Source organism: Haemophilus haemolyticus, assembly GCF_003352385.1.
GTDB classification, from domain to species: Bacteria; Pseudomonadota; Gammaproteobacteria; order Enterobacterales; family Pasteurellaceae; genus Haemophilus; species Haemophilus haemolyticus_I.
The window spans coordinates 914,816-935,791 of sequence record NZ_CP031243.1 but is presented as its reverse complement, the minus strand read 5'-3'; the positions used below and the strand labels follow the sequence as shown (position 1 = coordinate 935,791).

The following is a 20,976-nucleotide window of genomic DNA, read 5'->3' as shown; positions in this document are numbered from 1 at the left end:
AATAACCCAAAAGTGCGGTTATTTTTGAAGGTATTTTTAAAGTTAAAATTAAAGGTAAACAACATGTCAGAACAAGAAGTTAAAGAATTAGATCTCAATGGCGAAATGCTCGTTCGTCGTGAAAAATTAGCCGCATTACGTGCAAAAGGTAATGCATTTCCAAACAAATTTCGTCGTGATGCTCTCGCACAAGATTTGCACAATCAATATGATGCAGAAGACGGTGAAATCTTAAAAGAGAAAAACGTTGAAGTACAAGTTGCTGGCCGTATTATGACTCGCCGTGCAATGGGTAAGGCGACGTTTATCACCATTCAAGATATGAGCGGTAAAATCCAGCTTTATGTTGCACGCGATAATTTGCCTGAAGGCGTTTATAAAGATGACGTTGGTACTTGGGATTTAGGTGACATCGTTGGCGTTAAAGGCACTTTATTTAAAACAAAAACAGATGAACTCACCGTTAAAACCACTGAAGTTCAACTTTTAACTAAAGCTCTTCGCCCATTACCAGACAAATTCCATGGTTTAACCGACCAAGAAGTTCGCTATCGCCAACGTTATTTAGATTTAATTTCTAACGAAGAATCTCGCCGCACTTTTATTATTCGTTCTAAAGTTGTCGCGGGTATTCGTGAATATTTCATTTCTAAAGGTTTTATGGAAGTGGAAACGCCAATGTTACAAGTGATTCCAGGCGGTGCATCTGCGCGTCCTTTCGTAACCCATCACAATGCATTAGATGTGGATATGTATTTACGTATCGCACCTGAACTTTATTTAAAACGCTTAGTCGTTGGTGGATTTGAACGAGTATTTGAATTAAACCGTAACTTCCGTAATGAAGGGGTTTCTGTTCGCCATAATCCAGAATTTACCATGCTTGAATACTACCAAGCTTATGCGGACTACCATGATTTAATGGATAATACCGAAGAACTTCTTCGTAAATTAGCGATTGATATTCTTGGTACTACTATTGTGAAATACGGTGAATACGAATTTGATTTTGGTAAACCATTCGAACGTATTACGTTACACGATGCAACCATTAAATACGGTGCAGACAAAGGTATCGTAAAAGAAGATTTATATGATTTTGATCGTGCAAAAGCCACGGCTGAACGCTTAGGTATTGAAGTACAAAAATCTTGGGGTTTAGGTAGCATTGTCAATGCAATCTTTGAAGAAGTGGCTGAACATCACTTAATTCAACCAACATTCTTAATGGCTCACCCTGCGGAAATTTCGCCACTTGCACGTCGTAATGATGAAAACCCAGATGTTACAGATCGCTTTGAACTCTTTATCGGCGGTCGTGAAATCGGTAATGGTTTCTCAGAATTAAATGACGCGGAAGATCAAAATGAACGTTTTGATGCACAAGTCGCTGCGAAAGAAGCTGGCGATGATGAAGCAATGTTTAAAGATGAAGACTTTGTTGTTGCGCTAGAACACGGCTTACCACCAACAGCTGGTGAAGGTTTAGGTATCGACCGTTTAGCGATGCTTTATGCGAATGCACCATCAATTCGTGATGTTATCTTATTCCCGGCAATGCGTCAGAAATAATAAAGATACAAACAAAAGCCACCATTTGGTGGCTTTTTTATCGAAACATGAAAAAGGGAGCTAACGCTCCCCTTACTTTTTAATGATTAACCATTAATAAATTTTTCACCTAATTCAATATCTGCACGTAAAGTCGGCAACATATTTTCTAAGGCTTGTTGTTCAAAATTGCTTAATGGGCCAATTGGTAAAATTTCTTCTACACCTTCTTTACCTAAACGAACTGGCTGAGAGAAGAAACGAGCATATTTGCCGTCACCTTCAACATAAGTACATTCAACAACCGTCTCGCCACTTAATCCTTTCACTAAAGAACGAGCAAAACGCGCTGCAGCTTGCGCCATTGAAAGAGTTGCAGAACCACCACCCGCTTTTGCATTGACCACTTCTGTACCTGCATTTTGTATACGTTTTGTTAATGGTTCGATTTCATCTTCATTCCATTCAGCATATTGAACTTGAGAAAGTAATGGAAGAATAGTTACACCTGAGTGACCACCAATAACAGGAACGCTCGTACGAGAAACATTTAAACCTTTTAATTCAGCCACAAAAGTTTCAGAACGTAACACGTCTAAAGTTGTTACACCAAATAATTTACGTTTGTCGTAAACGCCTGCTTTTTTCAATACTTCTGCAGCAATCGCAACGGTAGTATTTACTGGGTTAGTGATGATACCAACGCACGCTTTCGGGCAAGTAACCGCGACTTTTTCAATTAAACCACGAACAATGCCTGCATTAATATTGAATAAATCTGAACGATCCATACCAGGTTTACGCGCAACACCAGCAGAAATTAATACAACATCCGCACCTTCAAGTGCTGGCGTTGGATCTTCACCAGAAAAACCTTTCACATTCACTGCAGTTGGAATATGGCTCACATCCACTGCAACACCTGGGGTAACAGGGGCAATATCATATAATGCTAAATCTGAACCAGCAGGCAACTGAAGTTTTAGTAATAACGCTAATGCTTGACCAATACCGCCTGCGGCGCCTAATACTGCAACTTTCATAAATACTCCTTATGTGTTAGTTAATTTAAGATGACCTGATTTTAAAATTTTCATCTCACAATTACAAACAGAGAAATATCATTCTATGATCTAGTTCACATTTCTGAGGTAATTTTTTCCTTCTCTTTGGTTTTATTCACATTCAAGTTGATGGAAATGAATTTTTATGCAATTCTTATGCAAATTTTTGACTATTGAAAAATAAAATGACTGACAATTTAACTCGCGCTTTTAAAGAATTACTCAATCAAGAACGCTTTGGCTCTCAAAGTGAGATTGTCGATGCCTTAAAAAAACAAGGCTTTACAGGCATTAATCAATCAAAAATATCAAGAATGCTCACCAAATTTGGTGCTGTTCGCACCCGTAATACCAAAATGGAAATGATCTATTGCTTACCGGGTGAATTAAGCGTTCCTAATACCAGTAGCCCATTAAAAAATCTTGTATTAGACGTTGATTACAATGATATGTTAATTGTCATTAAGACTTCTCCAGGTGCGGCACAACTCATCGCTCGCTTGCTCGATTCAATTGGAAAATCAGAAGGCATCTTAGGCACTATCGCTGGCGATGACACAATTTTTATCACACCAACGCGTGGTACAAAAATTGTCGATTTACTCAAAAATGTTCAACGTTTATTTGAAAACGCGTTGTAATGAACATCTTATTAACTGGAGGCACGGGACTTATCGGCAAAGCACTTGTTGAACAACTCTGCTTACGCAATGAACAAGTAACGATCTTAACGCGCTCAAGTACGCCGTACACTATCTCAAAACAAAAAAACATCAAATTTATTACCGCACTTTCCCAACTAGATTTACAAGAACAGTTTGATGCCATTATCAATCTTGCTGGTGAGCCGATTTTTCATAAAGCTTGGACGAAAAACCAGAAATCTATTTTACGAGAAAGTCGTTTAAGCCTCACTAGCCAACTGGTTAAATTCATTAATCAATATCAGCAACACCCTATTTTTATTTCAGGTTCAGCGACTGGAATTTACGGCGATCAAGACGAACAAAAAATTACCGAAACAAGCAAAACCGCAAAAACTTTCACCGCACAATTATGCCAAGATTGGGAAAATATTGCGCGACAAGCTAATGGGAGGGTTTGTTTGATTCGAACAGGTATGGTCTTTTCTAAGAAAGGAGGCGCCCTTGCTCAAATATTGCCTTTATATAAATGGGGACTTGGTGGTAAACTGGGCAATGGGGAGCAATATTTTCCCTGGATTGCTTTGGAAGATATGGTCAATGGCATTTTATTTTTACTCGATCATTCAAAGTGCCAAGGCTCATTTAACTTCACCGCCCCGAATCCCATAAAACAGCATAAATTTAACCGCACTTTGGCTGGAATATTAAAGCGCCCTGCCTTTGCAATCATTCCAAAATGGCTATTACATTTCATTCTTGGCGAACGAGCGAATCTATTACTCGAAAGCCAAAACGTTGTGCCTGAAAAATTACTCAACGCTGGATTCCAATTTCGATATTCTGATTGCGAAAACTATCTAAAAGATATCCTAAAAAACAAATAAAAAAATCACCGCACTTTTTTAATGCAGTGATTTTTATCGGACTAAATCTCTAGCCTTATCTCAATTTATTGTTCATTATAAATTTCAAGATTAGATGCTTGTTTTTCACGTTTTTTCTTTGCACTATCGTTCCGTTGACTTGCGATTTTCTCTAAATATTCTGGCGTAATGTCACCTGTAATGTATTCGCCTGTGAACACTGAACAATCAAACCCTCGAATAGCTGGATTTTCTAATTGAACAGATTCGGTAAGTGCGGTCAAATCTTGGAAAATTAGTTTATCAACGCCAATCAAATGCGCAATTTCATCAACATTTCGACCGTAAGCGATCAATTCATCGCGGCTCGGCATATCAATACCATATACATTCGGATAACGAATTTCTGGGGCTGCAGAGGCAAAGTAAATTTTCTTCGCGCCAGCTGAGCGAGTCATTTCAACAATTTGCTCAGAGGTTGTACCGCGAACGATAGAATCGTCCACCAATAAGACGTTTTTATCTTTAAATTCAGCTTTGATGGTATTCAATTTGCGACGAACAGAACTAATACGCTGTGCTTGTCCAGGCATAATAAACGTACGACCAACATAGCGATTTTTCACAAATCCTTGGCGATAAGGTTTCCCTAGTACACGAGCTATTTGTAACGCAATATCTGTGGAAGTTTCAGGAACAGGAATCACCACATCAATATTATCAATTTCATCTGCCCATTCTTTTGCAATTTTTTGTCCGAGTTTTTCGCCCATGTGAACACGTGCAGCATAAACAGAGACGCCATCAATTGTTGAATCTGGGCGTGCGAAATAAACATACTCAAAAATACAAGGATTTAACACCGCACTTTCGGCACATTGTTGCGAATAAAGCTCGCCATCAAACGTCACATAAACGGCTTCACCTGGGGCAATATCGCGAACAAAATCAAAACCCACAATATCTAAGGCTACTGTTTCAGAGGCAAACATATACTCGGTTTTGCCATTTTCTTCACGTTTACCCAACACCAAAGGACGAATACCCAAAGGATCACGAAACGCAACCATACCATGCCCAATAATCATCGCTAAGCAAGCATAAGCACCACGAACATCGTTATGAGTTTTACGAACGGCATAGAAAATATCTTGTGGGTCAAGGTAAGCTTGAGAAATATGATCGAGATGGTTGGCGAGAATATTAAGAAGAAGTTCGGAATCTGAATTCGTGTTTACATGGCGACGAGCTGTTTTAAAGACTTTTTCTTTTAACTCCACTGAGTTGGTTAAATTGCCGTTATGCACCAAAGTGACACCATAGGGAGAATTCACATAAAAAGGCTGCGCCTCTGAGACGCTAGAACTCCCCGCTGTAGGATAGCGAACATGCCCTAATCCAGCATTTCCTTGCAACCGTAGCATATGCTCTTGACGGAACACATCACTCACTAAACCATTAGCTTTACGTAAGCGGAAACGATTTTCATCGTCAAGCGTCACAATGCCCGCAGCATCTTGCCCACGATGTTGCAAAAGAGTTAATGCTGCATAAATAGATTCATTAACCGGACTTTGGCTAACAATACCGACAATACCACACATTTTGTGTTCCTTATTGATTAAGCGTTGAATTTAAAAAACTTGAACTCGCCTGAAGTTGTTGAAAGAACCATTCAATAATAAAACCAAAGTGCGGTATTAATTGAGATTCTTTCCACCAATCAGTTTGTTCAAAATTGGTGAAGGTATCCATGAAAAATAATAACGCAGCCACAATCAGTGCACCGCGCACTAAACCAAAAGCCGCACCTAACACACGATCTGTGCCACTTAAACCCGTCTTATCTACTAATTGACTAACCACATAATTTACTATGGCACCCACGATTAAAGTCAGTACAAATAAAATCCCGATTGCGGTTCCATTACGAATATACATTGATTCAATTTGCGTAAGATAAGCGGCAAGATAAGGATAGAACTGACTTGCTACAATAAATGCTACAACCCAGCTACCGAGTGAAAGCACTTCGCGCACAAAACCGCGTAATAAACTGACAAGAATGGAAAAAGCGATAATGCCAATAATAATGTAATCGATCATTAAAAAATCTCTCAATGAAAAACGGCCGTTTAAAACGACCGAGGTATTCTACAAAAATAAAGCTAAAAAGAAAACGTTTGCGTAAACTAAATTTCCTGCCAAAAAGCACGTTCAAATTTGCTTTGAGCTTTCTTTAAGACTTCTGCTAAATGTTGGTATGTCGGTTGATCTTGCACAAAAGGCAAGGGTTCATGTCGTTGTTTTAAGCGTTCGCAAATATCATAAAACCATACCGCACTTTGATTTTCTAATGGCGAATTCGCACGCTTGCCAAGCCAATAAAGACCTTGAAAAGGAATAAGCAAGGCAAAAAGTGCGGTCAAAATTGCAATAGAAAAGGCCATCAAATCATTTTTTGCATAAATCTGTTGCCACACCACTGCAAATACAGCAACAAAGGGCATGAATTTTTGTGCAAAATTCGTGGCTTTCATAATGCGGTTTTCAGGGAAAATAACCCCTAACTTAGCCTCCTGCGGCCAAGTATTAAGATAAATCTGTCCCTGTTTTAAAATGGAAAAAAATGCCATAAAAACACCTTTAAAAAACAACCGCACTTATCATACCCCAGTTTGCCTGAAATTGTCACCTTACTGAAAAAGTTTAATTTTTCAAAAAGTTCCATAAATCGTTGTCTTTTTATGCTCGGATGAATTTATTTTGTTTAGCAAAAGGTGTATCCTATGCCAGATTTTTTCAGTCTATCTACAAGATGGATTTCCATTAACTTTAATCAAATATAGGGTTCCCATGTCAAAACTTGTTCTTATCCTTAACTGTGGTAGTTCTTCACTAAAATTTGCAATTCTTGATCCTGCAACAGGTGAAGAAAAATTATCCGGCTTAGCGGAAGCATTTTTCTTACCAGAAGCTCGTATCAAATGGAAACTCAATGGTGAGAAAGGTAACGCAGATTTAGGTGCAGGCGCAGCTCATACAGAAGCACTTAACTTTATCGCGTCTAATATCATGACAGATGAGCTTAAAAACTCTATCGCGGCAATTGGTCACCGTATCGTACATGGTGGTGAAAAATACACCCAATCAGTTATCGTAACGGATGAAGTCGTTAAAGGTATTGAAGATGCTGCACAATTTGCGCCACTTCACAATCCAGCACACTTAATCGGTATTCGCGAAGCATTCAACGCATTCCCACACTTAAAAGATAAAAACGTGGTAGTTTTTGATACGGCATTCCACCAAACCATGCCTGAAGAAGCATTCCTTTATGCCCTTCCATACTCTTTATATAAAGAACATGGCGTTCGTCGCTACGGTGCACACGGTACTAGCCACTACTTCGTTTCTCGTGAAGTCGCTGAATATGTAGGTAAACCTGCAGACCAAGTCAATACGATTATTTGTCACTTAGGTAATGGTGGTTCTGTTTCTGTTGTGCGTAACGGTAAATGTATCGATACATCAATGGGCTTAACTCCGTTAGAAGGTTTAGTCATGGGCACTCGTTGTGGTGATATCGACCCTGCAATCGTATTCTACCTATACAAAACTTTAGGTATGTCTATGGAACAAATCGAAGAGACTTTAGTGAAAAAATCTGGTCTTTTAGGTTTAACTGAAGTAACAAGCGACTGCCGTTATGCTGAAGATAACTACGATGACACATCTAAACCAGAAGCAAAACGCGCTTTAGATGTATACAGCTATCGTTTAGCGAAATATATCGGTGCTTATATGGCTGTATTAGGTGATGATCACTTAGATGCGATTGCTTTCACTGGTGGCATTGGTGAGAACTCAGCACACGTTCGTGAATTGGCATTAAATCACTTGAAATTATTTGGTATTAAAGTGGATCACGACCGCAATCTTGCGGCACGCTTCGGTAAAGATGGCGTAATCACCACTGATGATTCAGCATTTAAAGCGATTGTTCTTCCAACTAACGAAGAATTAGTTATCGCACAAGATACCGCGAAACTTTGTTTCTAATTTAACAACAAGCTGCCGAATTTTTCGGCAGTTTTTATTTATAACATATATACATTAAGGTTTAACTATGTCTCGCACGATTATCCTTATCCCTGTAAGCACAGGCGTGGGTTTAACTAGCATTAGTCTGGGATTAATCCATTCTCTTGAACAAAAAGGCGCAAAAGTTGGTTTTATGAAACCTGTTTCTCAACCAAGCACAGGTGAAGATAAACTGGATCGTACAACCTCTATCATTCGCACCAGCACTACCCTTGAAACTTCTGAACCGTTTATGTTAAGCGTTGCTGAATCATTAATCGGTCAAAATCAATCAGATGTGTTGTTAGAAAAAATTGTGGCAAATCACCAACAATTAACTAAAAACAACGATATTGTTGTGGTTGAAGGCTTAATTCCAACAAGAAAACACGGTTACGCAAATAGCATCAACTATGAAATTGCACAAGCATTAGATGCTGAAATCGTATTAGTTGCAGCACCTGCAACTGAAACCCCAACCGAATTAAAAGATCGTGTAGAAGCTGCAGCCTCTCTATTTGGTGGTAAAAACAATCCAAATCTTTTAGGCGTAGTTGTAAACAAATTTAATGCACCCGTTGATGAATCTGGTCGTACACGCCCTGATCTTGCTGAAATTTTTGATTCATTCCAACATAGCCATGCATGTGAAGCAGAAGTGAGCAAATTATTTGCAAATAGCTCAATCAAATTATTAGCTTGTGTGCCTTGGTCTGCAGATTTAATCGCAACACGTGCGATCGATTTAGTGAAATACTTAGGTGCATCCATTATCACTGAAGGAGATATTAACCGTCGTATCCGTGGTATCACTTTCTGCGCAAGAAGTTTACCAAATATGGTTGAGCATTTCCGTGCAGGTAGCTTATTAGTCGCTTCAGCAGATCGTCCAGATGTACTTGTGGCAGCCGCTCTTGCAGCGTCAAATGGTATTGAAATCGGTGGCCTTTTATTAACTGGTGGTTACAAAATTGATGCTCAAATCAATAAACTTTGCCAACCGGCTTTTGAAAAAGCAAAATTACCAATCTTCCGTATTGAAGGTAACACCTGGCAAACAGCATTAAATTTACAAAACTTCAATCTTGAAGTACCCGTTGATGATAAAGAGCGTATTGAAAACATCAAACAATACACTAGCCAACACTTTAATGCTGACTTTATCAATAACTTAGTTGCGGATTCTACTCGTTTACGTCGTTTATCCCCGCCAGCATTCCGTTTCCAATTGACCGAACTTGCTCGTGCTGCGAAAAAACGCATTGTGCTTCCTGAAGGTGATGAACCTCGTACCATCAAAGCTGCCGTACTTTGTGCAGAACGTGGCATTGCGGAATGTGTGCTTTTAGCAGATCCAGCATCCGTTCAACGTGTTGCAGAAGCACAAGGTGTTAAATTAGGTAAAGGCATTACAATCATTAACCCAGCAGATGTTCGTGAAAACTATGTTGCTCGTTTAGTTGAATTACGTAAAGCTAAAGGTATGACTGAAACTGCTGCTCGTGAACAATTGGAAGATACCGTCGTGCTTGGTACCATGATGTTAGAAGCAAATGAAGTGGATGGTTTAGTATCTGGGGCCGTTCACACGACTGCAAACACCATTCGCCCACCAATGCAAATCATCAAAACTGCACCAGGTAGTTCAATTGTTTCTTCTATCTTCTTTATGTTATTACCAGATCAAGTACTTGTTTATGGTGACTGTGCGGTAAACCCAGATCCAACTGCAGAACAACTTGCTGAAATCGCAATTCAATCTGCGGATTCAGCGAAAGCATTTGGTATTGATCCAAAAGTCGCGATGATTTCTTACTCAACGGGTACATCTGGTAGCGGTGCTGATGTAGAAAAAGTGAAAGAAGCAACTCGTATTGCGAAAGAAAAACGCCCTGATTTATTAATCGACGGCCCATTACAATACGATGCGGCTGTGATGGAAGATGTAGCTCGCTCTAAAGCACCAAATTCACCAGTAGCAGGTAAAGCAACAGTATTCGTATTCCCTGACTTAAATACTGGTAACACCACTTACAAAGCAGTACAACGTTCTGCAGATTTAGTGTCTATTGGCCCAATGCTTCAAGGTATGCGCAAACCAGTCAATGACTTATCTCGCGGTGCCTTAGTTGATGATATTGTGTACACAATTGCCTTAACCGCAATTCAAGCGACACAATAGTTCAAGTAAAAACATAAAAGAAAATACTGCACTTTGCCACTGGCAGTAAAAGTGCGGTATTTTTTTATAACGTTTTTTTATAACGTTTTTTTACAAATCAACCAAAATCAAAATTGCGGCTTCACCGCCCCATTCTCTTGGCGCTTGATGTAATGCCCGCACTTTAGGATGTTGTACTAGCCAACGTGGAATTTGTTTTTTCAATGTAAAGGTGCCATAGCCCGTCATTATACTGGCACAATCAACATGCTCATTTTCACAAGCCAGTAAAAGTGCGGCTAATTCTTGCTTAGCTTGTTCACGGGTTAAACCATGTAAATCTAAAAACAATTCTGGCGAAAAATCTCCACGACGAAGTTGTTTTAATAAATGGGAATCTTCCCCATCACGTAAATATTTCACAACGCCATCATGCTCATTCAGTAACGGCTCATATTCATCAGAAAAATAGAACAATGTATCTTCTTTCGCTCGTAATTCTTTCAATTCTATTTTTTTCTGATCACGTTTTTGACGAGGGGTAACAAAAGTATCTTGTTTAATTGGCTTAATGCCTTTGGTTTCCGCACGGAATAAATCAAATTCGTCTTGCATTTTTTCTCATTAATTTCAAATTTTGCGTATCATATCATAGTTCTACATTCTCATCTGTGGTATAACTACGCCAAATTTTCATACCGAATTTTATGCTAACTTTTCTACTCACTTTTATGGAGAAATGCGATGGAAACCTCACATAACCAAGAATTAGTTGCAACTATCTTGGAAGATAATGTTGCAAACGAACTGCAAACCATCCAAGATTTTCTGCGTTGGACGTATAGCATTCTCAATCGATCCGATATTTACTTCGGGCAAGGGCACGATAATCCTTGGGATGAAAGCCTGCAACTCGTTTTAAGTGGCTTACATTTACCGATTGATTTACCTACCGAATTATTTAACAGTCGATTAACCCCATCTGAAAAAGAAACCTTAGTTCAACTTGTATTAACCCGAATCGAACAACGCGTACCGGTGGCATATTTAACAAATAGTGCTTGGTTCTGCGGTCACGAATTTTATGTCGATGAACGAACCATTATTCCGCGTTCTCCAATTAGTGCTTTAATTCAAGATCGCTTTGAAGATTTAATTTCACAAGAGCCGAATCATATTCTCGATCTATGCACAGGCAGTGGCTGTATTGCCATTGCTTGTGCTTATGCTTTCCCAAATGCGGAAGTAGATGCTGTCGATTTATCAGTTGATGCACTTAATGTCGCTGAGATCAATATTTCACGCCATCAATTAGAACATCGCGTATTCCCGATTCAATCAAACTTATTTGAAAATATTTTGGGACAAAAATACGATCTTATCGTGACCAATCCACCTTATGTGGACGAAGAAGATCTCGCCGATATGCCAGAAGAATTCCATTTTGAACCAGAGTTAGCCTTAGGTTCTGGTCATGATGGCTTAAACATAACCAAACAAATTTTAAAACAAGCGCCAGATTACTTAACTGAAAATGGCGTGTTGGTGTGTGAAGTGGGCAATAGCATGGTGAGCTTAATTGAGCAATATCCAGATGTACCATTTGAATGGGTAGAGCTTAAAAATGGCGGACTAGGCGTATTTGCTATTCAGCGTAAAGATTTAGTGAAATATCACGATCTGTTTTAATCTTTCAAGTGCGGTAAAATTTTAATATCAATTTCAACCGCACTTATAAAATTCACGGCGCGCGTTATTCAACGCGTGCTTTTCTTTTTTATCATTTGACTCTATGAATTTACAAAAACTTTTACTTACTCGGCGTTTCTTTTCCACCCTTGCATTTTTTTCTGTGCAAACGGTATTTCTGATTTATCTACAAAGTAAAGGATTGAGCAACAGCGAAATTGCCTTTTCCTTATCACTACTCTTTTTCTCAAACCAAGCCCTTTCCATTCTTGCCGGTATTTGGGGCGATCGTTATGGTTTAGCCAAAATGATGTTGCTCGGCTGTTTTTTAGATGTAATAGCTTATATTTTCTTTCTCGCAGCAGATAATTATTTATTGCTCCTTATTGCGACCACTTGTTTTGGTTTAGGTAGTTGCTTATTTGGAACCAATGCCAAAGCCTGCTTACTTGTGCTGGCTGGGGATGAATACAAAGAAAAAACGCGCTTGCAAGGGAAATATCTAAAAGTGACCTCCATGTCATCTATGTTTGCGCCGCTTTTAGTCATTCCATTTATTAAATACGAACATATCGACTTACTCATTTGGGTCTGTTTTTCAATGGAAGCCATATTATTTGCCTTAATGGTGAAGCCTTTCTATCAAATTCAAACCTTACAAACGTTGGTAAAATTTCGCTTTACACAAATCAAAGAAATTATTACAAAAGAATTTCTCATGGTGCATTTAATGCTCTTTTTACCTCTTGCCATTGCGAGCTCTTTCTTTGTCATTTTTCCTTTTTTATTTAACAATAAACTTGGCATGCCTGAACATTCGCCGATAGCACTATTTGGCAACGGCTTACTCACCGTGCTATTACAAAGCTATTTTTCCAGAAAAATTAATTTAACGATCAGACAAGCAGCATGGGTTGCCCCTCTGTTGGCTATTGGAATTATCGTACCTTGGTTTATCACTTTACGTTATCTTTCCGTATTTTCCGCCTATGCCTATCTTGTCATTTTTACAGTCATTGAAGTGTATGCCCTCACGGCGATGGCAAACTTATTAGTGAAATTTGATAATGGCACTAATCGTGGTTTTATTTTTGGCGCATCAAGATTATTACTTTCTATCGCGACAGTGATCGTCATGAACTTGGTACCACATTTATTTTTATTGTAACAAGTGCATTAATCAAATATGCACAATACACCTTTATACATAAATAAATTGCACTTATTTACGATGTAAGTTAGACTGAGGGAGACTATAAATTCAAGAATAAGGAGATACCATGTCATTTTTGTCTAAGACACTTGGTGGATTATCAAAAGCTTACTATACTCGACAATTTCTATTTGGTTTAATATTCTTTATATTTATAGTTGCTATAAGCTATAACGGATATAATCACACTGGGAAAATATCTATTCTTGTAACAAATGCAATCCTAGGATTAATCTGCTTATTATTATATCCTTATTCTAGATTCGTTTATGAAAGTATTATCGAATATATTTTAGGTGATAATGTTTTTTTCGTTAATGCACCTTTAATGCTTGTAACAAAACTAATCACAATGGCGATTTGTTTTATATTCTCAATTTTTATTGCACCAATTGGTTTAATATATCTTTATTTTTATCATTCAAAACAAGAAAAACTTCAAAATCAGAATGAACAATAAGAGTAAGAAAGGACGTTTAACGTCCTTTTCTCTATCACTTAATTTCAACAATTAATTTATCTAACGTCTAATTTCACGTTATCAAATAATTTTTTCACTGAATTGTTATCACGCAAACGCTCGGCTTTTTCCACGACACTACGAGTTAAGTGCGGTGAAAAATATTCCATGAAATCGTACATATAATTACGTAAGAACGTGCTATGTTTAAATGCAATATTCGTCATACTCGGGCGGAACAAATGACTCGCATCAATTGCCACAAGATCTGTATCTGATGGCGTATGAGCCATAGATGCCATAATGCCCACTCCTAAGCCTAAGCGCACATAAGTTTTAATAACATCAGCATCGGTAGCCGTAAAGACTATATTCGGCAAAATTCCTGCGCTATTAAATGCGTAATCTAAGTCAGAAACACCTGTAAAACCAAAAGTGTAGGTCACAAGCGGATATTTACCTAATTCCTCAATCGTCAATTCTTTCACTTTGGCAAGCGGATGCTCGGGCGTAACAATCACTGCACGATTCCACCAATAGCATGGAATCTGAACCAAATCATCAAATAAATAAGGCGCTTCGGTAGTAATCGCCAAATCCACTTCACCTGACATTAATGCATCATGAATTTGTGTTGGCGAACCTTGGTGAATATGCAAACTCACATCAGGATATTTTTTAGAAAAACGTTCAATCACACTTGGCAGCATATAACGTGCCTGAGTATTTGTCGTCGCAATACGTAATACACCATGATTTGGCTGAGTATATTCATCGGCAACGGCACGGATACCTTGCGCTTTAACAAGTAACTCGCGTGCAATCGAAATAATCTTTTTCCCTGCTGGCGTAATTGATTTTATATGCTTGCCATGACGCTCAAAAATTTCTAGACCTAATTCATCCTCCAGCAACCGCACTTGCTTACTAATTCCAGGCTGTGATGTATAAAGCGCATTAGCCGCCTCAGTTACATTTAAATTATGGTTAGCGATTTCAACAATATAGCGCAGTTGCTGCATTTTCATAAAAAAGTCCTTATTTTTTATAACGTTTGCTCAGTTCAGAATAACGTTTTACCGCTTTACGAATTTGTCCTGATTTTGGACGACGACGTGGCTGTGTAACATCTAATTTCGTTTCGGTTTCAGCTGGTAATCCCACAAGTTCACGCAAGTAATTGACGTTTTCAAGATCCATTTCTTCCCAGCCACCACGAGGCAAACCTTTCATCAGTTTAATATTTCCGTAACGAATACGAATCAAGCGGCTGACTTGGATCCCTTGTGATTCCCACAAACGGCGAACCTCACGGTTACGTCCTTCCATCAAGGTTACGTCATACCATTGGTTAATACCCACACCGCCTGTAAATTTAATTTCTTTAAAATTAGCAGGGCCATCTTCAAGCTGAACGCCTTTACGTAAACGCGCTAACATTGCATCATCAACTTGACCAAATACACGCACAGAATATTCACGTTCCACTTCACGACTTGGGTGCATTAGGCGATTTGCCAGCTCACCATCAGTAGTGAAAAGTAATAAACCCGATGTATTAATATCTAAACGCCCCACCGCAATCCAACGAGAGCCTGTTAAACGCGGCAAACGATCAAACACAGTGGCTCGCCCTTCTGGGTCGCTACGCGTACAAAGTTCGCCTTCAGGTTTGTAATACATTAACACGCGGCAAATTTCTTTTTGTGCGTGGCTAAGATTAATGATTTGGCCATCAATACGCACTTTCACGCCAGAATGTACGTCAATACGATCGCCTAAAGTCGCAATTTTACCCTCTACACTCACTCGGCCTGCGGCAATCATCGTTTCAATTTCACGACGAGAGCCTTGTCCAGCACGCGCTAAAACTTTCTGTAATTTTTCGCCCTCTGCTTTAGGTTGATTAGAGGCTTTTACAACAGGTTTCGCTTTTGGCTTAGATAAAAATTTGTTGTCAGAATTAACCGCACTTTTTTTCGTATTTGTCGTTTCTACGCGAGCAGTACGAGATACTGAACGTCTATCATTTTTAGCTGAAAAATCACTTTTCTTTGCTGAATCTTTGGAAAAGTGCGGTTGTCTTTGGGTTTGTTTTTGACTAGGTTTCATTGTTTTCCTTAAATAATGGAAAGGTCGCTTTCACAAGCGTCTATAAGTTAAATAAAAGGAGCAGTACTTCCACTTCCTTCGCGCAAAATCACTGGTGATTCTTCCGTTAAATCCACCACTGTTGTAGGCTCTTGCCCTAAATATCCACCATGAATAATTAAATCGACTTGGTGTTCCAAACGATCTCGAATTTCCTCAGGATCAGATTGCGTAGTATGTTCTTCACCTGGCAACATTAACGAACAAGATAAAATCGGCTCACCTAAGGCTGAAAGTAAATCTAAAGCGATCTTATTATCTGGTACGCGTAAACCTATGGTTTTACGTTTTGATGTCATTAAACGACGCGGTAATTCTTTCGTTGCAGTAAGAATAAAAGTATAACGCCCTGGCGTATTATTTTTAATCAAACGATAAGCGGTATTGCTCACTGTTGCGTAAGTTGAAAGTTCCGACAAATCACTACACACCAACGTAAAATTATGTCCTTCAGGCAATTTACGAATCGCTACAATACGATCCATTGCATGTTTATCGCCCATCATACAGCCTAAGGCATATCCCGAATCCGTCGGATACACAATCACACCGCCTTTTTGTAAAATCTCTACGGCTTGATTAATCAAGCGCGCTTGTGGATTTTCAGGATGGATATAGAAAAATTGGCTCATGTGTTTCTTCCTTAAAAAGTGTGCGCTGATTATAGCAGTTTTGCGCTCACTTTATAATGGCGAGCATATAAAAATAAAGGCGTAGAGAGTCAATCTACGCCTTGTCAAACTAAAGTGCGGTTAATTTTTAGATGATTTTAATACCTTTCTCAAGGCTGCACCAATTTCAGCGAGACTTTTTACACAGGTCACACCTGCGGCCTCAAGCGCTGCAATTTTTTCTGCGGCAGTGCCTTTTCCCCCACTAATAATGGCCCCCGCATGTCCCATCCGTTTACCTTTTGGCGCAGTGATACCCGCAATATAGGCAACTACTGGTTTAGTGACGTTATCTTTTATGAAGGTTGCCGCTTCTTCCTCTGCGGAACCGCCGATCTCGCCAATCATCACAATGGCTTCAGTTTCGGGATCTTGCTGAAATCTTTCGAGAATATCAATAAAACTAGAGCCTGGAATGGGGTCTCCACCAATACCCACACAAGTCGATTGTCCAAAGCCTTCATCGGTGGTTTGTTTTACCGCTTCATACGTTAAAGTACCAGAACGAGAAACAATCCCCACTTTGCCTTTTTTATGTATGTGTCCCGGCATGATACCGATTTTACATTCATCAGGTGTAATTACTCCCGGGCAATTTGGCCCAATCATCACAACGCCTGTTTCATTTAATTTTTGTTTCACCTTAAGCATATCCAATGTAGGGATGCCCTCAGTTATGCAGACAATTAACTGAATCCCTGCATCAATGGCTTCAATTATGGCATCTTTACAAAATGGTGCTGGCACATAAATGACTGTCGCCGTAGCCCCCGTATTTTCGACAGCTTCACGAACCGTATTAAATACAGGCAAACCAAGATGCGTGGTTCCACCTTTATTTGGTGATACGCCACCGACTAATTGCGTTCCGTAGGCTAATGCTTGTTCAGAATGAAAAGTCCCTTGTCCACCAGTAAAACCTTGGCAAATCACTTTGGTATTTTTATCAATTAAAATCGCCATTAGTGTTCTCCTTTTGCTGCATTCACGGCTAATTCTGCGGCTTGTTGTAAGCTGTGTGCGGTAAGAATATTAACGTCGCTTTCCGCTAAAATTTGGCGACCGATTTCAGCATTGGTACCTTCTAATCGCACAACCACTGGCACTCCCACGCCCACTTCATTTACTGCAGCAATCACGCCTTCAGCAATCAAATCACAACGAACAATGCCCCCAAAAATATTCACTAAAATCACTTTAACGGAAGGATCGGTTAAAATGATTTTGAACGCTTCAGCAACCCGTTCTTTCGTTGCACCACCACCCACATCAAGAAAATTCGCAGGCTTCCCACCATAGAGTTTCACAATATCCATGGTGCCCATTGCCAGCCCCGCCCCATTTACCATACAACCAATATCGCCCTCTAAAGCCACATAGTTTAACTGGAATTTTTCAGCTTCTGCTTCACGAGCATCATTTTGAGTTAAATCTTGCAGTGCTAAGAGATCTTTATGGCGAAATAAAGCGTTATCATCAACAGATATTTTGGCGTCTAGACAAACCAAATTGCCTTGTTTAGTTAGAACAAGTGGATTGACTTCCACTAAAGATAAATCTTTTTCTAAAAACAAACGAGATAAGCCCATAAAGATATCGGTAAACTGTTTGTTTTGCGCACCACTTAACCCTAATTTAAACGCCAATTCACGGCCTTGATAAGGCAATCCTCCAAATAAAGGATCAATGGTTACTTTATGGAGTAAGTGCGGTGAATTTTGCGCAACTTCTTCAATATTCATTCCACCAGCAGGAGAAGCAATAAACACCACTTTTTGAGAGGCGCGATCAACAACCGCACTTAAATAAAATTCTTTATCAATATCGCAAGTTTCTTCAAAATAAATCTGGTTTACTGGCTGACCCGATTTATCCGTTTGAAAAGTGACTAAACGTTGCCCTAGCCATTTTTCTGCAAAAGAGCTTGCTTCCTTTACATCGCGCACTAATTTAACGCCACCTGCTTTACCACGCCCACCAGCATGAACTTGGCATTTCGCCGCCCACTTATCGCCTGAAAGTTGAGCAAGTACCAAATCTACTTCATCAATAGATTGACAGACCGCCCCATTTTTTACGGGTAATCCATGATGCTCAAATAGTTGTTTTGCTTGGTATTCGTGTAAATTCATTCGCGACGTCCTTTTTGGTTATGAAAACAATTCACTCAAGATTTTAATGCTATATGTACCGTAATTTCTTCACGATCGTGATATAAATGCTTTGCTTGAATATCAAAATTAAAATTCTGCTCCGCCAACATAACAGCCAAGTTTTCTAAACATAATATCACTTCTTGATAACGTTTTTTCATGGGTAATTTTAAATTGAAGATGGTTTCTCGGCACCAACCATTCAACAACCATTTGCCAATCAATAACGAAATACGGCTTGGTTGTTCCACCATATCACAGACTAACCAATCCACTGTTTTCCTTTTTGGGGGTTGAAATTTAAAACCATCTTCCGCGCAATGTTCAATGCGCCCCGTATCATGCAAACTCGCCGCCATTTTTCCGTGATCAACTGCATAAACAAATAAACCGCGTTTGACCAATTGATACGTCCAACCACCAGGGCAAGCCCCTAAATCAACGCCAATCATATTTTCATTTAAACGTTTATTCTCTTCTTTACGCGGAATAAAAGTCAAAATAGCTTCTTCTAGTTTTAACGTAGATCGACTCGGCGCATCTGCTGGAAATTTTAAACGAGGGATTCCCATAAAATGGGGAGAATGATTATCCACATAAGAATATCCCACATAGCAGCAATTCGGTTTTACAAAAAAACAATGTAAAAATTGACCGCTCTTTTGAGTCGCTTTTGCCGAAAGCCAGCCTTGTTTTTTCAATGCCTGACGTAAAGGCACGGTAAATTTACGACAAAAAGTGGAAAGCTCCTTCGCTTCATTTGTATCTGCAGTTTCTACAAAAAGCTCGCTAGATTGAGCAAAATTAATTTGTTGTGATAATTCTTCAAACGCCGCCACGATGGGACTAATACGATCAGCAGGATCTAAATCTTCCAATAAATCGGAAATAACTATCATCTGACGAGCAAAAATCAAACGGTTAAAAGGAATGTCTCGAGCAAGGCGATCAGCTTCATCAGGTTGATAACATTCAAAAATGACATAGCCCGAATTATCTTGTACTCGTGCAAAACCAAATACACCTAAATTACTTGCTTGATCGGTGATCTCGGCAGCAACTTCTTTCTCAAAACCTGGGCGACAATATAATGCGAGTTTATTCATTTTCTTCTTGTTTAATTGAGTTAATAATCCACTGACGGAATGCTTGAATTTTTTGATCATCTAGGCGATCAAGATGATTGACCACATAAAATGATTTTGGATCAGGTAAATTGGTTGGCAATACCACTTTTAATGAGCCATTTTCAATTTCTTGCAAAGCTAATAAGCGATTCGCTAATACAATACCTTGCCCATGAATTGCTGCCTGTAACGCCATAAATGTATGGCTAAATAACGGCCCTTGCTGAATATTCAAATCATCTAACTGTAAATGATTTGCCATCGCTTGCCAATTATCACGTGTATGAATGTGAATTAATGTATGTTTTTTTAAATCTTCAGGCTGAATAATTGGATTTTCGGCTAACAATTCGGGCGAGGCTAAAATCAATAAATTTTCTTCACCAAGACGATCCACTTGAAGATTCTGCCAATTTCCCAAGCCATAATAAATAGCAAGATCAATTTCTTTATTTAACAAACCTTCATCTTGATCCACGCCTGTTAAACGAACCTCAATTTGCGGATAAAGCTGATTAAATTCACTTAAATGTGGAACTAGCCATTGAATACCAAAAGTTTGTGGCACGCTAATATTTAAATGAGGATCCGTTTTTAACGTTAACAATCGCTCTGTTGATTCATTTAAACGACGTAGAATTTTATTAATATCAACAAAATAAGCTTTTCCAAGCTCTGTTAATTCTAAAGAACGATTCTTTCGCTTAAATAATTCAATTCCTAAGAACTCTTCTAATAATTTAATTTGATGACTAACTGCCGCTTGTGTGACACAAAGCTCATCCGCCGCTTTAGTAAAACTTAAATGTCGAGCAGCCGACTCAAAAGATTTTAGCGAATTCAATGGTGGCAAACGTTTATACATAGGTATTTCCATTTATGAAATTTTCGTCTATAATAGGCAAGATTTAATTCGGATTAGTTTTTCTAATACCTCAAATAAAAAAACGTCATTTGTCCTTTCTAACCCTTTTTCTTAAAATATCGCCATACTTAATGATTGGTAATTCCTTACTAGTTAATGAGTTTCGGACTTAAGTATGATGTTGTGTTTGCATATAGTTCGGGTAACCGAACTTGAGTAACAAATGTGTTACTCATTTACTTCCTGTATATTATTAAACCGATTTGGTTAAACGCTGC

The 20,976-nt window shown here is 38.9% G+C and carries 20 protein-coding genes; 8 read left to right on the top strand and 12 right to left on the bottom strand.

What is annotated here, in order from left to right:
- Positions 1 to 63: 63 nt before the first annotated feature.
- Entirely contained in the window at positions 64 to 1,572 is a 1,509-nt protein-coding gene (gene lysS, locus DV428_RS04730; RefSeq protein WP_114908860.1) for a lysine--tRNA ligase, read from the top strand.
- 86 nt (positions 1,573 to 1,658) lie between these two features.
- On the opposite strand, the gene mdh is transcribed toward lysS, so the two are convergent.
- Positions 1,659 to 2,594 (bottom strand): malate dehydrogenase, encoded by a 936-nt coding sequence (mdh, locus tag DV428_RS04725; RefSeq protein ID WP_005634845.1) that lies wholly within the window; start codon positions 2,592 to 2,594, stop codon positions 1,659 to 1,661.
- A 206-nt stretch (positions 2,595 to 2,800) separates the two neighbouring features.
- Between mdh and argR the strand changes: the two genes are divergently transcribed.
- On the top strand, positions 2,801 to 3,256 hold the full coding sequence (gene argR, locus DV428_RS04720) for a transcriptional regulator ArgR (RefSeq protein ID WP_114908859.1): 456 nt from the start codon (positions 2,801 to 2,803) through the stop codon (positions 3,254 to 3,256).
- Entirely contained in the window at positions 3,256 to 4,146 is an 891-nt protein-coding gene (locus tag DV428_RS04715) for a TIGR01777 family oxidoreductase (protein WP_114908858.1), read from the top strand. Before argR ends, DV428_RS04715 begins: the two co-directional genes overlap by 1 nt.
- A gap of 65 nt (positions 4,147 to 4,211) precedes the next feature.
- Here the strand turns inward: DV428_RS04715 and purF are convergent, their stop codons facing one another.
- The 3 genes from purF to yfbV all read right to left on the bottom strand — a co-directional run bounded on the left by purF (position 4,212) and on the right by yfbV (position 6,761).
- Positions 4,212 to 5,729 (bottom strand): amidophosphoribosyltransferase, encoded by a 1,518-nt coding sequence (gene purF, locus DV428_RS04710; protein WP_114908857.1) that lies wholly within the window; start codon positions 5,727 to 5,729, stop codon positions 4,212 to 4,214.
- Positions 5,730 to 5,739: 10 nt separating this feature from the next.
- Positions 5,740 to 6,231 (bottom strand): CvpA family protein, encoded by a 492-nt coding sequence (locus DV428_RS04705; RefSeq protein WP_114908856.1) that lies wholly within the window; start codon positions 6,229 to 6,231, stop codon positions 5,740 to 5,742.
- A gap of 86 nt (positions 6,232 to 6,317) precedes the next feature.
- Complete coding sequence (yfbV, locus tag DV428_RS04700; protein ID WP_114908855.1) at positions 6,318 to 6,761, bottom strand: terminus macrodomain insulation protein YfbV; 444 nt, start codon at positions 6,759 to 6,761, stop codon at positions 6,318 to 6,320.
- Between the two features lie 220 nt (positions 6,762 to 6,981).
- Between yfbV and DV428_RS04695 the strand changes: the two genes are divergently transcribed.
- Together DV428_RS04695 and pta are read left to right on the top strand one after the other, a co-directional pair.
- A complete protein-coding gene (locus DV428_RS04695) occupies positions 6,982 to 8,187 on the top strand; it encodes an acetate kinase (RefSeq protein ID WP_114908854.1) in 1,206 nt (401 codons plus the stop codon).
- A 67-nt stretch (positions 8,188 to 8,254) separates the two neighbouring features.
- Positions 8,255 to 10,390, top strand: coding sequence for a phosphate acetyltransferase (gene pta, locus DV428_RS04690; RefSeq protein ID WP_114908853.1), 2,136 nt, complete (start codon positions 8,255 to 8,257; stop codon positions 10,388 to 10,390).
- Between the two features lie 90 nt (positions 10,391 to 10,480).
- On the opposite strand, the gene smrB is transcribed toward pta, so the two are convergent.
- On the bottom strand, positions 10,481 to 10,984 hold the full coding sequence (gene smrB / locus DV428_RS04685; RefSeq protein WP_114908852.1) for an endonuclease SmrB: 504 nt from the start codon (positions 10,982 to 10,984) through the stop codon (positions 10,481 to 10,483).
- A gap of 129 nt (positions 10,985 to 11,113) precedes the next feature.
- On the opposite strand from smrB, the gene prmB reads away from it, so the two are divergent.
- The 3 genes from prmB (at position 11,114) to DV428_RS04670 (ending at position 13,731) form a co-directional block, all read left to right on the top strand.
- Entirely contained in the window at positions 11,114 to 12,058 is a 945-nt protein-coding gene (gene prmB, locus DV428_RS04680) for a 50S ribosomal protein L3 N(5)-glutamine methyltransferase (RefSeq protein ID WP_065249751.1), read from the top strand.
- A gap of 103 nt (positions 12,059 to 12,161) precedes the next feature.
- Positions 12,162 to 13,226 carry an MFS transporter gene (locus DV428_RS04675; RefSeq protein WP_114908851.1) on the top strand — a complete coding sequence of 355 codons (1,065 nt, stop codon included), beginning with the start codon at positions 12,162 to 12,164 and terminating at the stop codon, positions 13,224 to 13,226.
- Between the two features lie 112 nt (positions 13,227 to 13,338).
- Entirely contained in the window at positions 13,339 to 13,731 is a 393-nt protein-coding gene (locus DV428_RS04670; RefSeq protein WP_053465326.1) for a hypothetical protein, read from the top strand.
- 56 nt (positions 13,732 to 13,787) lie between these two features.
- Here the strand turns inward: DV428_RS04670 and cysB are convergent, their stop codons facing one another.
- The 7 genes from cysB to DV428_RS04635 all read right to left on the bottom strand — a co-directional run bounded on the left by cysB (position 13,788) and on the right by DV428_RS04635 (position 20,698).
- The gene (cysB, locus tag DV428_RS04665) at positions 13,788 to 14,759 is read right to left on the bottom strand and encodes an HTH-type transcriptional regulator CysB (protein ID WP_114908850.1); all 972 of its coding nucleotides are present in this window, start codon (positions 14,757 to 14,759) and stop codon (positions 13,788 to 13,790) included.
- 10 nt (positions 14,760 to 14,769) lie between these two features.
- The gene (rluB, locus tag DV428_RS04660; protein WP_005626292.1) at positions 14,770 to 15,843 is read right to left on the bottom strand and encodes a 23S rRNA pseudouridine(2605) synthase RluB; all 1,074 of its coding nucleotides are present in this window, start codon (positions 15,841 to 15,843) and stop codon (positions 14,770 to 14,772) included.
- A 47-nt stretch (positions 15,844 to 15,890) separates the two neighbouring features.
- On the bottom strand, positions 15,891 to 16,514 hold the full coding sequence (locus tag DV428_RS04655; RefSeq protein WP_005638700.1) for an L-threonylcarbamoyladenylate synthase: 624 nt from the start codon (positions 16,512 to 16,514) through the stop codon (positions 15,891 to 15,893).
- 120 nt (positions 16,515 to 16,634) lie between these two features.
- On the bottom strand, positions 16,635 to 17,516 hold the full coding sequence (gene sucD / locus DV428_RS04650) for a succinate--CoA ligase subunit alpha (protein ID WP_053465323.1): 882 nt from the start codon (positions 17,514 to 17,516) through the stop codon (positions 16,635 to 16,637).
- Complete coding sequence (gene sucC, locus DV428_RS04645) at positions 17,516 to 18,685, bottom strand: ADP-forming succinate--CoA ligase subunit beta (RefSeq protein WP_114908849.1); 1,170 nt, start codon at positions 18,683 to 18,685, stop codon at positions 17,516 to 17,518. Before sucC ends, sucD begins: the two co-directional genes overlap by 1 nt.
- A gap of 35 nt (positions 18,686 to 18,720) precedes the next feature.
- A complete protein-coding gene (gene rlmM / locus DV428_RS04640) occupies positions 18,721 to 19,812 on the bottom strand; it encodes a 23S rRNA (cytidine(2498)-2'-O)-methyltransferase RlmM (protein ID WP_114908848.1) in 1,092 nt (363 codons plus the stop codon).
- Positions 19,805 to 20,698, bottom strand: coding sequence for a transcriptional regulator GcvA (locus DV428_RS04635; RefSeq protein ID WP_114908847.1), 894 nt, complete (start codon positions 20,696 to 20,698; stop codon positions 19,805 to 19,807). Before DV428_RS04635 ends, rlmM begins: the two co-directional genes overlap by 8 nt.
- Between the last annotated feature and the right edge of the window lie 278 nt (positions 20,699 to 20,976).

What these genes read in the sequence shown, in the direction of transcription:
- lysS (WP_114908860.1), top strand. Translation starts at nt 64, where the DNA reads ATGTCAGAACAAGAAGTTAAAGAATTAGATCTCAATGGCGAAATGCTC.
- mdh (WP_005634845.1), bottom strand. Translation starts at nt 2,594, where the DNA reads ATGAAAGTTGCAGTATTAGGCGCCGCAGGCGGTATTGGTCAAGCATTA.
- argR (WP_114908859.1), top strand. Translation starts at nt 2,801, where the DNA reads ATGACTGACAATTTAACTCGCGCTTTTAAAGAATTACTCAATCAAGAA.
- DV428_RS04715 (WP_114908858.1), top strand. Translation starts at nt 3,256, where the DNA reads ATGAACATCTTATTAACTGGAGGCACGGGACTTATCGGCAAAGCACTT.
- purF (WP_114908857.1), bottom strand. Translation starts at nt 5,729, where the DNA reads ATGTGTGGTATTGTCGGTATTGTTAGCCAAAGTCCGGTTAATGAATCT.
- DV428_RS04705 (WP_114908856.1), bottom strand. Translation starts at nt 6,231, where the DNA reads ATGATCGATTACATTATTATTGGCATTATCGCTTTTTCCATTCTTGTC.
- yfbV (WP_114908855.1), bottom strand. Translation starts at nt 6,761, where the DNA reads ATGGCATTTTTTTCCATTTTAAAACAGGGACAGATTTATCTTAATACT.
- DV428_RS04695 (WP_114908854.1), top strand. Translation starts at nt 6,982, where the DNA reads ATGTCAAAACTTGTTCTTATCCTTAACTGTGGTAGTTCTTCACTAAAA.
- pta (WP_114908853.1), top strand. Translation starts at nt 8,255, where the DNA reads ATGTCTCGCACGATTATCCTTATCCCTGTAAGCACAGGCGTGGGTTTA.
- smrB (WP_114908852.1), bottom strand. Translation starts at nt 10,984, where the DNA reads ATGCAAGACGAATTTGATTTATTCCGTGCGGAAACCAAAGGCATTAAG.
- prmB (WP_065249751.1), top strand. Translation starts at nt 11,114, where the DNA reads ATGGAAACCTCACATAACCAAGAATTAGTTGCAACTATCTTGGAAGAT.
- DV428_RS04675 (WP_114908851.1), top strand. Translation starts at nt 12,162, where the DNA reads ATGAATTTACAAAAACTTTTACTTACTCGGCGTTTCTTTTCCACCCTT.
- DV428_RS04670 (WP_053465326.1), top strand. Translation starts at nt 13,339, where the DNA reads ATGTCATTTTTGTCTAAGACACTTGGTGGATTATCAAAAGCTTACTAT.
- cysB (WP_114908850.1), bottom strand. Translation starts at nt 14,759, where the DNA reads ATGAAAATGCAGCAACTGCGCTATATTGTTGAAATCGCTAACCATAAT.
- rluB (WP_005626292.1), bottom strand. Translation starts at nt 15,843, where the DNA reads ATGAAACCTAGTCAAAAACAAACCCAAAGACAACCGCACTTTTCCAAA.
- DV428_RS04655 (WP_005638700.1), bottom strand. Translation starts at nt 16,514, where the DNA reads ATGAGCCAATTTTTCTATATCCATCCTGAAAATCCACAAGCGCGCTTG.
- sucD (WP_053465323.1), bottom strand. Translation starts at nt 17,516, where the DNA reads ATGGCGATTTTAATTGATAAAAATACCAAAGTGATTTGCCAAGGTTTT.
- sucC (WP_114908849.1), bottom strand. Translation starts at nt 18,685, where the DNA reads ATGAATTTACACGAATACCAAGCAAAACAACTATTTGAGCATCATGGA.
- rlmM (WP_114908848.1), bottom strand. Translation starts at nt 19,812, where the DNA reads ATGAATAAACTCGCATTATATTGTCGCCCAGGTTTTGAGAAAGAAGTT.
- DV428_RS04635 (WP_114908847.1), bottom strand. Translation starts at nt 20,698, where the DNA reads ATGTATAAACGTTTGCCACCATTGAATTCGCTAAAATCTTTTGAGTCG.